Here is an 11,992-nt window from a genome sequence, read left to right as displayed (position 1 = left end):
GTGCCGCTGACCGGGATTGCACCGCTTCTCGCGACGCTGGTCGAAGGGTGACGCAGCGGACCGAAGGCAGGCCATGGAAATCCACAATGCCCGAGTGCCGCAGACTCTTCCTGCCTTCCGGCCCCTGGCCGGCATCTATGAGCCGTCCGCGATCCAGCAGTTGCCGGACGGGCGCTTTCTTGTGGTTGAGGACGAAAAGGACCACCCCTTCAGTCTGGTCACGATGGGCGCTGACGGAAGCGTTGGCAGTGCCCCCCTGACTGCCGGGCTGTTTCAAGTCTTCAGCGACTTCTGGAAGCTCGACGATCTTGAAGGACTTGCGCTGGACCGATCGGGATTCGTGTACGCCATTACCTCGCATTCTCGTGACGACGATGGCAACGAGAAGAAGTCGCGCGAACGGCTGGTTCGCTTCCGAGTCGAGGGCCATCGCGTGGTCGAGCCCAAGGTCGTGCACGGACTCAAGCGCGCCTTGACGATGGCATATCCGTTGCTGGCCTCGGCTGCCGAGATCCGGGACGTCAAGGACGCCGGAGGGCTCAACATCGAGGCGTTGGAGATGTGCCCGGACCAGCAGCGGCTGCTGATCGGCTTTCGAAGCCCGCTGCACGAAGGTCGCGCCATCATCGCCAGCGTCGAAAATCCGGCTGCACTCTTCGATGATGACGCGCCGCCTCGGCTGGCCGCCGACCTCAGCGAACTGGATCTGGGCGGCCATGGCATCCGCGGTCTTTCCTACATGCCTGCGCTCGGTGCGTACCTGGTCGTCAGCGGGCCGATGTCGCGCGAAGGCGGCGAGTTCTCGCTCTGGCGCTGGAACGGCCAGCCGCACGGCTCTGCGCGTCGCGTCACCATTCCCGGTCTGCCAGGCCTCGCGCGCGCAGAGGGAGTGTGTCCAGCCGTCGTCGACGCAGGACCAGGAATCATCGTCGTCAGCGACGACGGCAGCCGCCGTGAAGGACGCCCTGCCAGTTTTCTGCTGCTGGGCATCGATCACCTTCGATTCGACTGAGAGAACGGTCGGCTCGGCGTTACGGCAGAATTCGCTTCAAAGCCGATGCTTTCGGTGGAGAAGCCCATGGCTGTATTGCTGAGCGAGATCCAGTGGAGCGACCCGGTCCTGTCGGTGGCGCACGACGTGGCGTGGGAAGCTGAACTCAAGCGCCGCGGCGCACAGGTCCTCGAGGTAGACCGCCGGGTCGCTCCCAGCCGTTGGCTGCGCGAGGCAGCCTACGAGGCAACGAACTACGTGCCGGTCGCCCTGTCGGAGCGGCTGCAGCGCATCGGCAGCATGGTCACGGCGCAGGAAAATTCGTGTCGATACTGCTATGGCGCGAACCGTGCCTACATGAAGGTGCTGGGCTATTCCGAGTCTTTCATCCAGCAGGTCGAACGCGACGTGCAGACGGCCGAGCTGGACGAGAAGGAACGCGCCTACATCGCCTTTTGCCGCAGTCTGGCCCGATCGAGGCCCCGCCCGGCTGCGGCCGAGCGTGCCGCCCTGCTTGAGCTCGGCTATACGCCGGTGCAAGTCTGCGAGATGGCCTTTTCGATCTCGCTCGGGTGCTTCTACAACCGCGTGAGTACGCTGCTGGCGTGTCCACCCGAACAGAAGTTCGAACGCATGGCCAACGGACCGTTCCGCTGGGTGCTCGCGCTCGCGATACCGTTGATGAAGAAGTTCTCCCCAAGGAGGCCGGAGGAGGCGGTGCCGGATCGGGCTGCGTTGGCTGCCGGCCCCTTTGGCGTGGTCGTGGCGCCGCTCGCCGGTCTGCGTGCAGGCAGCGTCATGAAGGCGGCGCTCGACGGCGCATTCGACTCGGGGGTGCTGAGCCGCAACGCCAAGGCCCTGATGTTCACAGTGATCGCGCGCACACTCGGCTGCCCGCATAGCGAAGCCGCGGCGACCCGGTTGCTGCTGGAAGAGGGCCTGAGCCAGGCCGAGATCGAAGGCGCGATGGCGACGCTTCGTTGCCCCCGCCTGGCACTGCGCGAAGCCGGCCTGCTGGCCTGGGCGCGCGACACGGTGTACTACGAGCCTTCGTCGATTCAGCGAAGGACGCGCGCCCTCGGTGAGGCACTGGGGGCCGACGCATTGCTGGAAGCCATCGGCGTGGCATCGCTGGCGAACGGGACCGTCCGGCTGGCGATGCTGCTGGAATGATGACGCTGGTGTGGGCCCTTGCCGCGGCCGGAGCCATCGCCCTCTCCATCCTGGCGGTACTCGTCCTGCGCGGCCGTCGCCAGAACGACCAGTTGGAGAAACTGCTGCTGGCCGCCGACGACAAGCTGGAGCAATTGCAGCGTCAGTTCGAGCGCTTCGTGCCGGCTGACGTGGTGGAGCGGCTCACCCGCACCGGCGACGCCTTCGTACCCGAGCGGCGCCAGGTGACGATGCTGTTCGCCGACCTGCGAGGCTTCACGGCCCTGTGCGATCGCCTCGACCCCGCGATCACGGTGAACATTCTCAACGACTATTTCCGCCACATGACGGTGGCCATCACGCATCATCACGGCCATGTCACCGAGTTCGTGGGCGACGGCTTGCTGGCCCTGTTCGGCGCCTTGGAATCCAATCCCTGGCAGGCGCGGGACGCCGTACTCGCCGCACTGGACATGCGCTCGGAACTGGCGCGCTACAACGACACCCTGCGTGAGAAGGGCCTGCCTGAACTTCGCTTCGGCATCGGCATTCACGGTGGGGAAGTGGTGGCAGGCGTGATCGGGACCGCGGGCCTTTCGAAGTTCAGCGTGACCGGCGATCCGATCAACGTGGCCTCCCGGGTCGAATCGCTGACCGGCAAGTACGAAGTCGATCTGCTGATCACGGAGGAAATCCGTCGCGCGATCGACGATCAGTTTCACCTGCGCCCCATGCCGCCGGCCCTGGTCAAGGGCAAGGCGGAGCCGATCCAGACCTATTTCGTGCAGGCCGAGAAGTAGGGCGCGCTGTCGGCCAAGACTACAGCGACGACACCAGTCTCCCCAGGCTCGACAGGGCCTGCTCGCTGCGCGCATCCCAGGTGTGGCCGTAGTTCAGCCGCAGGCAGTTCGTGAACGCGCGGCTGGCGGAGAAGATCGGTCCTGGCGCCACGCTGATGCCGAGCGACAGCGCATGGCGATGGACCTTCAGCGCGTCGATGCCCTCGGGGAGTTCGACCCACAGGAAGTAGCCGCCCGCGGGCCGGGTGGCCCGCGTGCCGCTCGGAAAGTGATGTCCGACCGCCTCGGCAAAGGTGGCCTGCTGGGCCGCCAGCGTCTGGCGCAGCTTGCGCAGGTGCTTGTCGAATCCGCCGCGCTCCAGGTAGAGCGCCATCGCGCGTTGCGCCGGCGCGGAGGCGCTCAGCGTGGTCGTCAGCTTCTGGCGCGCAACCGATTTCACGAAGCGCCCGGGCGCCGCCCAGCCGATGCGGTAGCCGGGCGCCAGGCATTTCGAGAACGAGGAGCAGTGCATGACCAGGCCCTGCGTGTCGAAGGCTTTCGCGGGCGCCGGGCGCTTGTCGCCGAAATAGAGCTCGGCATACACGTCGTCCTCGATGAGCGGCAGCTGGTGGCGCGCGAGCAGTTCCACCAGCGCCTTCTTCTTGGCCTCCGGCATCGAGCTCCCGAGCGGGTTCTGGAAGGTCGTCATCAGCCAGCACGCCTTCGGCTTGTGGCGCGAGATCGCATGCTCCAGGGCCGTGAGGTCGATGCCTTCGCGGGGGTGGGTCGGCACCTCGATGGCCTGCAGCCCCATGCGCTCGAGCGCCTGCAGCGCCGCATAGAAGGTGGGCGATTCGACGACCACCGAATCGCCGGGACGGGTCACGGCGGACAGGCACAGGTTGAGGGCTTCGAGCGCGCCGTTGGTGATGACGATCTCGTCCGTGTGCACGGGCATGCCGTCGGCCAGATAGCGCAGCGCGATCTGGCGGCGCAGCGCCTCGTTGCCCGGGCTCAGGTCGTCCACCGTGCTCCAGGGGTCCAGCGACTGCGCGCTCGAGGCCATGGCCTGGCCGAGCCGCCCCAGCGGGAACAGCAACGGGCTCGGAAACGCCGAGCCGAAGGGAACGACATCGCGCGTCATGCTGGATTCGAGGATCTCGAACACCTGTTCGCTGACGTCGACCGCGATCGATTCGTCCCTGGGCTGCGAGGTCAGGTCCGGTTCGGGCGGCACCTGCCTGACGCCGGCCGAGACGTAGTAGCCCGACCGCTCCCTGGCCCGGATCAGGCCGCGGGCCTCGAGCAGGTAGTAGGCCTGGAACACCGTGGACGCGCTGACGCCCCGGCTCTGGCTGGTGTGGCGCACCGACGCCAGGCGGTCGCCGGCATGCAGCACGCCGGTGCGGATCGACGCCTCGATGTCGGCGGCCAGCGCTTCGTAGAGCTTCATCAATGCCTCCCGGATGCAGCTCGCGACGGGCTGGCCCGGCGTGCGCTGATATGCAATTTCGTGGATTGTAGTGAAACGCATGAATGTGAGCTTGTCGGCCCGATGCGGGGAAGGGGTGGCGGGTGGATCGCTATCTGATCTGCTTTTTGACGAGGCAACTGGTGATTCACGATCTGATCCATGCGACCTAGGATCGTGGTCACGTTCTTCCCCGGCCCCGTGCCTGACCCTCGGGAAGACAGAAAGAGGACATGAACCCCACCGCCTTGCTGCTGGCCACCTTCCTGCTGTCGATCACCGGCCTGTTTGCATTCATCTGGTCGCTGCGCAAGGGCCTGTTCGATGCCGAATCGACCGGCGCGCGCACCATCTTCTCGGCCGGCGAGATCGGYCATCCCGAGGAGCCCTCGGCCAGCGCGGAGCAGCAGCGCCGGCTGGCGGCCGTGACCGCGGGCCAGGCAGCGCCGGCCCGGGGCATGGCGCCCAGCGAGGCGACGGTCCGCGAGGCGGCCGACCGCTCCAGCGCGTTCCCGGCCTTCGTGCTCATCGGCTCGGCCGTGGTCTGGCTGCTGGTGGCTTCGGCCGCCGGCCTGCTGACCTCGCTCAAGCTCCACTGGCCCGACCTGATGACCGAACACGCCTGGCTCACGATGGGCCGCCTGCGCACGCTGCACCTCAATGCGGTGGCCTATGGCTGGGCGCCGCTGGGCCTGCTCGGCCTGGCGATCTGGATGCTGCCGCGCCTGCTCAAGACCCAGTTGATGGGCGGGCGCCTGGTCATCGTCGGCGCCGTGCTCTGGAACGCGGGCCTGATCGCCGGGCTGGGCGCGATCGCCATCGGCCTGAGCGCCGGCATGGAGTGGCTGGAGATCCCCTGGCAGATCGGCGGCCTGTTCGCCGTCGGCGGCATGCTGATCGGCCTGCCGATGGCGCTGATGCTGCAGCGGCGCCAGGTCCAGCATCTGTACGTGTCGGTCTGGTACATGGGCGCGGCGCTGTTCTGGTTCCCCACGCTCTACATCGTGGCCAAGATCCCCGGCGTGCACTTCGGGGTCGAGCAGGCGACGATGAACTGGTGGTTCGGCCACAACGTGCTGGGCCTGTTCTACACGCCGCTGTCGATCGCCTGCGTCTACTACTTCCTGCCCAAGGTCATCGGCCGGCCGGTGCGCTCGTACAACCTGTCGCTGCTCGGCTTCTGGACCCTGGCCTTCTTCTACGGGCAGGTCGGCGCCCATCACCTGATCGGCGGACCGATCCCGGAGTGGCTGATCACGCTGTCGATCGTGCAGAGCGTGATGATGATCATCCCGGTGGTGGCCTTCTCGCTCAACCAGCACCTGACGCTGCAGGGCCACTTCAGCGCGCTCAAGCACTCCCACGTGCTGCGCTTCATCTTCTTCGGCGCCGTGATGTACACGCTGGCCTCGCTGCAGGGCTCGCTCGAAGCGCTGCGCTCGCTCAACGCGGTCACGCACTTCACGCACTTCACGGTGGCGCACGCGCATCTGGGCATGTACGGCTTCGTGTCGATGGTGATCTTCGGCGGCGTGTATTTCGCGCTGCCGCGCATCCTCGACACCCGCTGGCCCAAGCCCGCGCTGATCAGCCTGCACTTCTGGCTGGTGGTGGCCGGCTTCGCGGTCTACATGATCACGCTGAGCATCGGCGGCATCCTGCAGGGCCTGATCCTGCTCGACCCGGCGCGCCCCTTCATGGACTCGGTCGCGGTCACGCTGCCCTGGCTCCAGGGCCGCTCCATCGGCGGCGCGCTGATGACGCTCGGCCACCTGGTGTTCGCGTGGCACGTCGCGCTGATCACCGCGCGCTCGGGCGTGTTCACGCAGACCGACCGCATCGCACTCCACACCTCGGCGGTCTGACACCATGGAAAACGAACTCAAGCTCGTGAGCGGCGCGATGGTGACGCTCTCGCTCGCCACCGCCGCGATGATCATCGTGCCCTTCCTGCAGCTCAAGGACGAGCCGGCGCCGCCGGCCCTCAAGCCCTACAGCAGCCAGGAGCTCCGGGGCCGCACGGTCTACATGGCCAACGGCTGCATCGCCTGCCATACGCAGCAGCCCAGCACCACCGGCGCCGGCATCGCCGATGCGCAGCGGGGCTGGGGCCGCGCCTCGGTGGCCGGCGACTACCACTACGACGAGCCGCCGCTGCTCGGGACGATGCGCACCGGGCCGGACCTCTTCAACATCGGCGTCCGCCAGCCCAGCGCGGACTGGCACCTGGGCCACCTGTTTCAGCCGCGGGCCTACGTGCCGGGCAGCATCATGCCGTCGTATCCCTTCCTGTTCGAAGTGAAGAACGAAGGCAGCGCGGCCAAGGGCGAGCGCATCGTGGCGCTGCCGCCCGGCACCGTGCCGCTCGGCAAGACGGTGGTCGCCACGCCGGCGGCGCTGGATCTCGTGGCCTACCTGCAGAGCCTGCAGCGCGAGTACCCCGTGCTCACGCCGGCGCAGGCGGAGGCCGTCACGCGCATGCTGCCGGCGCGCCGCGGGCTCGAAGCGCCGGCCGCCGCCAACGCGTCGCCCGAAGTCCCCACAGGAAAGAACAACGATGAAGCAGCCCCAGCAAAGCCGTAGCAGCGAGCACGCCGATCCGCACGAGCAGTACAACCCGGTGCCGCGGGTGGTGCTGGGCCTGGCGCTGGGGCTCGTGGTGTGGGCCGTCGGCTACATCCTGCTGGCCAGGCCCGATGGCCTCGCGGGACTGGGCGACCAGCGCGCGCCGGCCACGCTGGCCAAGGGGACGGCGCCGGCGCAGGGAGGCACCGTCGACGGGCGCCAGCTGTTCGTCGCCAAATGCCAGGCCTGCCACCAGGCGGCCGGGCAGGGGCTGCCGGGCGTCTTTCCGCCGCTGGCGAATGCGTCGTGGGTCAAGGGGCCGGCCGAGATCCCGATCCAGATCGTGCTGCACGGACTGAATGGTCCGATCGAAGTCGCCGGCACGACCTACAACGGCTCGATGCCCGCCTTCGGGGAGCAGATGAACGACGCCGAGCTGGCCGCCGTGCTGAGCTTCATCCGCGCCGAATGGGGCAATGCCAGTGCCGCGGTGGACGCGACGGCCGTGCAGGCCGCGCGCAAGGCCAGCGCCGAGCGCACGCAGCCCTGGCCGGGCATTGCCGAACTGCAGAAGTTCGCAGCGTCCGCCGGCGGGACGCCGCCGTGATGCGCGGCTGGCGCACGCTGGCGTCGACGGCCATCGTGGCCGTCGCGGCGCTGTCTGCGTTCGCGGCCGTGACCCATGGCTTCGCCGCCGTGACCTCGGACGGCGTGAGGCGCGCCGAGCTCGCAAGTGCGCCGCGCACGCTGCCCGCGATCGGATTGATCGACGCCGGCGGCAAGCCGCTGGCGTTGAGCGACTACGGCCGGCCTGCGCGGCGGGTCACCTTCGTCACGCTGGCCTATGTGCGCTGCCAGTCCGTGTGCCTCACCAGCGTCGCCGGGCAATCCTGGCTGCAGGGCGAGATCCAGGCGCGCGGGCTCGGCGACCGGGTAAGGCTGCTCACGCTCAGCTTCGATCCGGCCAACGACACGTCGCAGGTGCTGGCCGAACAGGCGCGGCGGCTGGACGCCGACCCCGCGGTCTGGCGCTTCGCCGGCGTCGGCGATCCAGGCCAGCTGCGGGCCATGCTGGACCTGTTCGGCGTCGTCGTGCTGCCGGACGGGCAGGGCGGCTATTCGCACAACGCGGCGCTGTTCCTGATCGGCGAGGACGGCCGCCTGAGCCGTGCCTACGACATCGATCGCCCGGACATCGCGCTGGCCGACTACCTGCGCAGCGCCGCAGGCGCGTGAGCATGGCGAGACGCTGGAGCCACCTTCTGCGCGACCTCGCGCCGGGCCTGCTGCTGGCCGGCCTGGCGGCTGCGCATCCCTGGCTCGAACACACGATGGCGCGCCACATGGGCCTCGAGCTGCCCGCCTTGCTCCTGCTCGGCGGGTTCGCGGCCGCCCGGGCCGGAGACGGCTTGAGCCGCGCCATCGGCCGCTGGAACGCCCACGGGCTGCCGGGCCTGCTGTTCGCGCTGTGCGTGACCGGGTTCTGGATGGTGCCGGCGGCGCTCGACCTGGCCGTGCTGCACACGGGCGTGGCCGTCGCCAAGGTCGCGAGCCTGGTCGCCGCGGGGCTGCTGCTGCGCGCGTCCTGGGCCTCTGCCGGCACCGTGCTGCAGGCCTTCATCGTCCTCAACGGGTTCTGGATGACCCTGGCCGCGGGCCTGATGTACCAGGAAGCGCCGCAGCAGTTGTGCAGCGTGTACCTGGTCGACCAGCAGGGGCAGGCCGGCCGTGCGATGGTGGCCTGGGCGTCGGCGGGGCTGGTCGCCTGGCTGTGGTTTGTCGCCCGCTCTTCGTGGCGTTCGGAAGACGTCGCGGTGGGGCAGGTGCCTTCGCTGGCGCCATGGTCGATGTGCGACCCGGGCTGAACCGGGCACCCGTGGCAACGCCACGTCGGACGCCGTTGCCACCCGGCTCCTTGCAAGGGCTGCAAGCCTAATGCGACGCCCAGAGCCTCAGAGCCATCGACGAACCCTCGCCTTGTAGCTGACATATACGTCACCGAATGCCGACATGAGGGCTCTCTCCTCTGGCGCTATTTGGAAGCGAGTCATGTAGGCCACGAACACTATCGGTCCGGCCAGCGTCCAGGGCGCGCAAAGGAACGCCGTCCAGCCGACGAGCACGAAAAGCAAACCAACGTACATCGGGTTGCGGGTGACTCGGTAGATGCCGGTGGTGACCAACGATGAGGCAGTTTCGGGCTTCATCGGGTTCAAGGTTGTTCGGGCCTGATGAAACGCGATGACGCCTGCAGCGCTGAATACGCCGCCGACGAGCGCGATGGCAACCGCAACAGCAATTCGCAGGGGAGCAGCGACTTCGAAGGTCAGCGTGAGCCGAGAGACAGCCCACATCGCCAATGCGAGAACCAACGCCACGACCGGGGGCGGAACCTTCAGTTCGAGTGCATTCATGGGATTCCTGTCGCTTGAGTGCATCGCAGGCTACTTCAATGTGCCGGGTTCAGTCGAGGATGCGGACATTGGTTTGTGCAGCTCCGCGGTTGGGCCTGACATCGCTCCAGTTCCGATCGCGCTGCGCGTTGCACCGTGCCGCCGCCGGCGCGACCGGCTACAGTCGGCCAGCTGCAGACCTTCGAACCGCCCCTTCCATTCGACACGAACGCATGACCATCTCTCGATTCCGCATGCTGGCTCCCATCGCTCTGGTGAGCCTTATGACAGCATCGGCTCATGCGCGCAGACGAGGCGGGGGCGGCGGTGAAGGCGAGGACCTGATGCCATGGCTCACAGAGTTCATGGCGTACTTCTTCCTAGTCATGCTCGCCCTAGCCGTTGCAGGCGCGCTATGGCGCTACTTCACGCGCCCCTCCGCCGCGGACCTGGCCCGAGAGCGAAGCATGAGACGCCTGTCCAGACGAGAAGACAAGGCAAGGCGCCGACCGCAGCGCTGACGGCTATGCTCCGGCAGCAGCCGGCCAGGAACGGACATTTGGAGCGTGAGCGCCACTAACATGGCGTCTCCCACTAGAACGAGGCATCCATGGAAATCCAGACTCTCACCGCGGCCCTGACCGTCGCGCTGCTCGCCGCCGCCTGCACCACGGCACCGCGCGTGGTCGCACCCACTTCGCCGACCGAAGTGGGCGAAGTGCGCGCCGGCACCGGCTACCTGAAAGGCTATCTCGCGCCCGCCGAACTGCCCGACAGCCTCGCCCTGTTGCCACCGCCACCGGCCGAAGGCTCGCCTGCCTTGGCGGCCGACACTGCCGCCTTCCGCAACCTCACCAAACAACAAGGCACGCCGCGCGGCGCCATGGCCGTGTCGGATGCGAACCTGCATTTCCCCGAAGCTGCATCGGTTTTCTCGTGCGCCTTGGGCGTGCAGATTTCCGAGCAGGCCACACCCAACCTGAACATGCTGCTGCGGCGCACGTTGACCGATGCCGGCCTGGCGACCTACAAGGCCAAAGACAAGTACGGGCGCACGCGTCCTTTCGTCATGCTGAAGACCGGTAGTTGCACGCCGAAGGAAGAAGCCTTTCTGGCCAAGGATGGCTCCTATCCGTCGGGCCACTCAGCCATCGGCTGGGGCTGGGCGCTGGTGTTGACTGAACTGGCGCCCGATCGCGCCGACGCGCTGTTGCAACGCGGCCGGGCTTTCTCACAAAGMCGCGGCATTTGCGGCGTTCACTGGCAGAGCGACATCGCGGCAGGGCGCCTGGTCGGTTCCGCCACGGTGGCACGTCTGCACACCAACCCGGTGTTCAACGCACAGATGACCGCTGCACGCGACGAGATCGCCAAGGCCCGCGCCGTCGGCGCACCGCAAACGGCGGCATGCACCACCGAAGCAGCGACCATCGCGGTTTCAAGTTCGTCGGCGCCTTGATCGCGTAGGGCGCGCGAGTCGTGCAGCGGAAGCTCAAGGCCCATAGCCCCGAGGCCATGACCGGCTACAGTCGGCCACGAGCGGACCGTCAACGATTCATCCTGAAAGGACGCCACATGAACCGCTTCCGTTGCCCGAGGTTGAAGCTTGCCTGCACCACAGCTTTCATGCAGTTGCTTTGTGCATGCACGGGTGCACCGGCCGCCGCGCCAGCGAGCCCGCCCGGCCTCGTTCACGACTCGCCTGACACAACCAAGGTCTGCCAAGCTGACCAAGTGCCGGACGCATCCCTTGTCGGGAAGACGGAAGCCGACGCTCTGGCCCTGCTCAAGGGTTGCCCTTGGCGCATCGGAGAACGGGACGGCCAGCAATTTCCCGGCACCATGGACTTCGAACCGACGCGGCGGACATTGGGGATTGCTGGCGGCAAGGTGACTTGGGTTCGGCGCGGATAGTTCGAAGATGACCGCAGGATGCCATCGCGAGGAGTGCGCCAACCGAGGTCAATCGCGTTGGGGGCGCCGTAGACAGGCAGGCGGCTAACAGCCGTCATTGGGACCTACCGTCCAGTTCGAACGCAGCAGCACAAAAAGGAAGCAAGTTGCAAGTCAAACGGATCGTCGCCAATTTCGAGGCGCTGGAACCCGGCCGGGCCCGGGCGTTCTATCAAGATGTCCTTGGCCTCGAGCTTTTGATGGACCATGGCTGGATTCAGACCTTTGGCTCTCCGACAGAGATGGCCATACAGGTGAGCTTCGCCGCGGAAGGTGGTTCTGGCACCCTGGTGCCGGACCTATCGATTGAAGTGGATGATGTGGATGCTGCGCTCGAGCGCATGAGGACCGCCGGCTTCTCTATCGAATACGGACCCGCTGACGAACCCTGGGGCGTCCGCCGATTCTTCGTTCGCGATCCATTCGGGAAGCTGGTCAATATCCTTGCGCACTTATGAGCGCCATCCTGTCTACCACGAGATTCGGCCACAAGCCGACCGTCACCGCGTCCGTTGCTGGACGCTGCGGATGGGTCGGTCCGGCTGAGCCCCGCTTGACTTCGACCCGTCGCCGCACCGTGYCGACACCGGCAAACCACGCATCGAGAGGACGTGGTCGCCTACAAAGACGACTAAATCGCTTAGCGTCCTTGCTGCAACCGGTGCAACCCTTGGTCTGTCAGGAGCTT

The 11,992-nt window shown here is 67.1% G+C and carries 13 protein-coding genes; 11 read left to right on the top strand and 2 right to left on the bottom strand.

The genetic code is table 11. The annotated features are described in order from the left end of the window. Nucleotides 1–73: 73 nt before the first annotated feature. The 3 genes from AC1D2K_RS18275 to AC1D2K_RS18265 all read left to right on the top strand — a co-directional run bounded on the left by AC1D2K_RS18275 (nt 74) and on the right by AC1D2K_RS18265 (nt 2,943). Nucleotides 74–1,012 carry a DUF3616 domain-containing protein gene (locus AC1D2K_RS18275; RefSeq protein WP_478090249.1) on the top strand — a complete coding sequence of 313 codons (939 nt, stop codon included), beginning with the start codon at nt 74–76 and terminating at the stop codon, nt 1,010–1,012. Between the two features lie 66 nt (nt 1,013–1,078). Continuing rightward, nucleotides 1,079–2,164, top strand: coding sequence for a carboxymuconolactone decarboxylase family protein (locus AC1D2K_RS18270; RefSeq protein WP_478090248.1), 1,086 nt, complete (start codon nt 1,079–1,081; stop codon nt 2,162–2,164). Next, nucleotides 2,161–2,943: an adenylate/guanylate cyclase domain-containing protein gene (locus tag AC1D2K_RS18265; RefSeq protein ID WP_478090247.1), complete on the top strand. Its 783-nt coding sequence runs from the start codon at nt 2,161–2,163 to the stop codon at nt 2,941–2,943. Before AC1D2K_RS18270 ends, AC1D2K_RS18265 begins: the two co-directional genes overlap by 4 nt. A 19-nt stretch (nt 2,944–2,962) precedes the next feature. Here the strand turns inward: AC1D2K_RS18265 and AC1D2K_RS18260 are convergent, their stop codons facing one another. Next, complete coding sequence (locus AC1D2K_RS18260) at nt 2,963–4,375, bottom strand: aminotransferase-like domain-containing protein (RefSeq protein ID WP_478090250.1); 1,413 nt, start codon at nt 4,373–4,375, stop codon at nt 2,963–2,965. A gap of 251 nt (nt 4,376–4,626) precedes the next feature. Here AC1D2K_RS18260 and AC1D2K_RS18255 point away from each other — a divergent pair, with 251 nt between their 5' ends. Genes AC1D2K_RS18255 through AC1D2K_RS18235 form a run of 5 tightly spaced genes read left to right on the top strand, consistent with a single transcriptional unit; the run spans nt 4,627 to nt 8,823 of the window. Next, nucleotides 4,627–6,258: a cbb3-type cytochrome c oxidase subunit I gene (locus tag AC1D2K_RS18255; protein ID WP_478090246.1), complete on the top strand. Its 1,632-nt coding sequence runs from the start codon at nt 4,627–4,629 to the stop codon at nt 6,256–6,258. Nucleotides 6,259–6,262: 4 nt separating this feature from the next. Further along, complete coding sequence (locus tag AC1D2K_RS18250) at nt 6,263–6,976, top strand: cbb3-type cytochrome c oxidase subunit II (protein WP_478090245.1); 714 nt, start codon at nt 6,263–6,265, stop codon at nt 6,974–6,976. Continuing rightward, nucleotides 6,951–7,565: a c-type cytochrome gene (locus AC1D2K_RS18245; RefSeq protein ID WP_478090244.1), complete on the top strand. Its 615-nt coding sequence runs from the start codon at nt 6,951–6,953 to the stop codon at nt 7,563–7,565. Before AC1D2K_RS18250 ends, AC1D2K_RS18245 begins: the two co-directional genes overlap by 26 nt. After that, on the top strand, nt 7,565–8,194 hold the full coding sequence (locus AC1D2K_RS18240) for an SCO family protein (RefSeq protein ID WP_478090243.1): 630 nt from the start codon (nt 7,565–7,567) through the stop codon (nt 8,192–8,194). The genes AC1D2K_RS18245 and AC1D2K_RS18240 overlap by 1 nt, the downstream gene beginning before the upstream one ends. A gap of 2 nt (nt 8,195–8,196) precedes the next feature. Beyond that, complete coding sequence (locus tag AC1D2K_RS18235; protein ID WP_478090242.1) at nt 8,197–8,823, top strand: hypothetical protein; 627 nt, start codon at nt 8,197–8,199, stop codon at nt 8,821–8,823. Between the two features lie 87 nt (nt 8,824–8,910). Here AC1D2K_RS18235 and AC1D2K_RS18230 read toward each other — a convergent pair whose 3' ends face one another. After that, the gene (locus AC1D2K_RS18230) at nt 8,911–9,372 is read right to left on the bottom strand and encodes a methyltransferase family protein (protein ID WP_478090241.1); all 462 of its coding nucleotides are present in this window, start codon (nt 9,370–9,372) and stop codon (nt 8,911–8,913) included. A 697-nt stretch (nt 9,373–10,069) separates the two neighbouring features. Between AC1D2K_RS18230 and AC1D2K_RS18225 the strand changes: the two genes are divergently transcribed. From AC1D2K_RS18225 to AC1D2K_RS18215, 3 genes are all read left to right on the top strand, one after another. Next, nucleotides 10,070–10,810 carry an acid phosphatase gene (locus tag AC1D2K_RS18225; RefSeq protein ID WP_478090240.1) on the top strand — a complete coding sequence of 247 codons (741 nt, stop codon included), beginning with the start codon at nt 10,070–10,072 and terminating at the stop codon, nt 10,808–10,810. A gap of 116 nt (nt 10,811–10,926) precedes the next feature. Continuing rightward, complete coding sequence (locus tag AC1D2K_RS18220) at nt 10,927–11,265, top strand: hypothetical protein (RefSeq protein ID WP_478090239.1); 339 nt, start codon at nt 10,927–10,929, stop codon at nt 11,263–11,265. Nucleotides 11,266–11,411: 146 nt separating this feature from the next. After that, nucleotides 11,412–11,762 carry a VOC family protein gene (locus tag AC1D2K_RS18215; RefSeq protein WP_478090238.1) on the top strand — a complete coding sequence of 117 codons (351 nt, stop codon included), beginning with the start codon at nt 11,412–11,414 and terminating at the stop codon, nt 11,760–11,762. The last annotated feature ends 230 nt before the right edge of the window (nt 11,763–11,992 follow it).

It is taken from the genome of Variovorax sp. P1_H12_2 (assembly GCF_056405335.1).
The sequence above is the reverse complement of the archived record's forward strand: the minus strand, read 5'-3'. Positions and strand labels throughout refer to the sequence as shown.

Bases quoted from the DNA above. Each gene is read 5' to 3' on its own strand.
- AC1D2K_RS18275 (WP_478090249.1), top strand. From the start codon at position 74: ATGGAAATCCACAATGCCCGAGTGCCGCAGACTCTTCCTGCCTTCCGG.
- AC1D2K_RS18270 (WP_478090248.1), top strand. From the start codon at position 1,079: ATGGCTGTATTGCTGAGCGAGATCCAGTGGAGCGACCCGGTCCTGTCG.
- AC1D2K_RS18265 (WP_478090247.1), top strand. From the start codon at position 2,161: ATGATGACGCTGGTGTGGGCCCTTGCCGCGGCCGGAGCCATCGCCCTC.
- AC1D2K_RS18260 (WP_478090250.1), bottom strand. From the start codon at position 4,375: ATGAAGCTCTACGAAGCGCTGGCCGCCGACATCGAGGCGTCGATCCGC.
- AC1D2K_RS18250 (WP_478090245.1), top strand. From the start codon at position 6,263: ATGGAAAACGAACTCAAGCTCGTGAGCGGCGCGATGGTGACGCTCTCG.
- AC1D2K_RS18245 (WP_478090244.1), top strand. From the start codon at position 6,951: ATGAAGCAGCCCCAGCAAAGCCGTAGCAGCGAGCACGCCGATCCGCAC.
- AC1D2K_RS18240 (WP_478090243.1), top strand. From the start codon at position 7,565: ATGCGCGGCTGGCGCACGCTGGCGTCGACGGCCATCGTGGCCGTCGCG.
- AC1D2K_RS18235 (WP_478090242.1), top strand. From the start codon at position 8,197: ATGGCGAGACGCTGGAGCCACCTTCTGCGCGACCTCGCGCCGGGCCTG.
- AC1D2K_RS18230 (WP_478090241.1), bottom strand. From the start codon at position 9,372: ATGAATGCACTCGAACTGAAGGTTCCGCCCCCGGTCGTGGCGTTGGTT.
- AC1D2K_RS18220 (WP_478090239.1), top strand. From the start codon at position 10,927: ATGAACCGCTTCCGTTGCCCGAGGTTGAAGCTTGCCTGCACCACAGCT.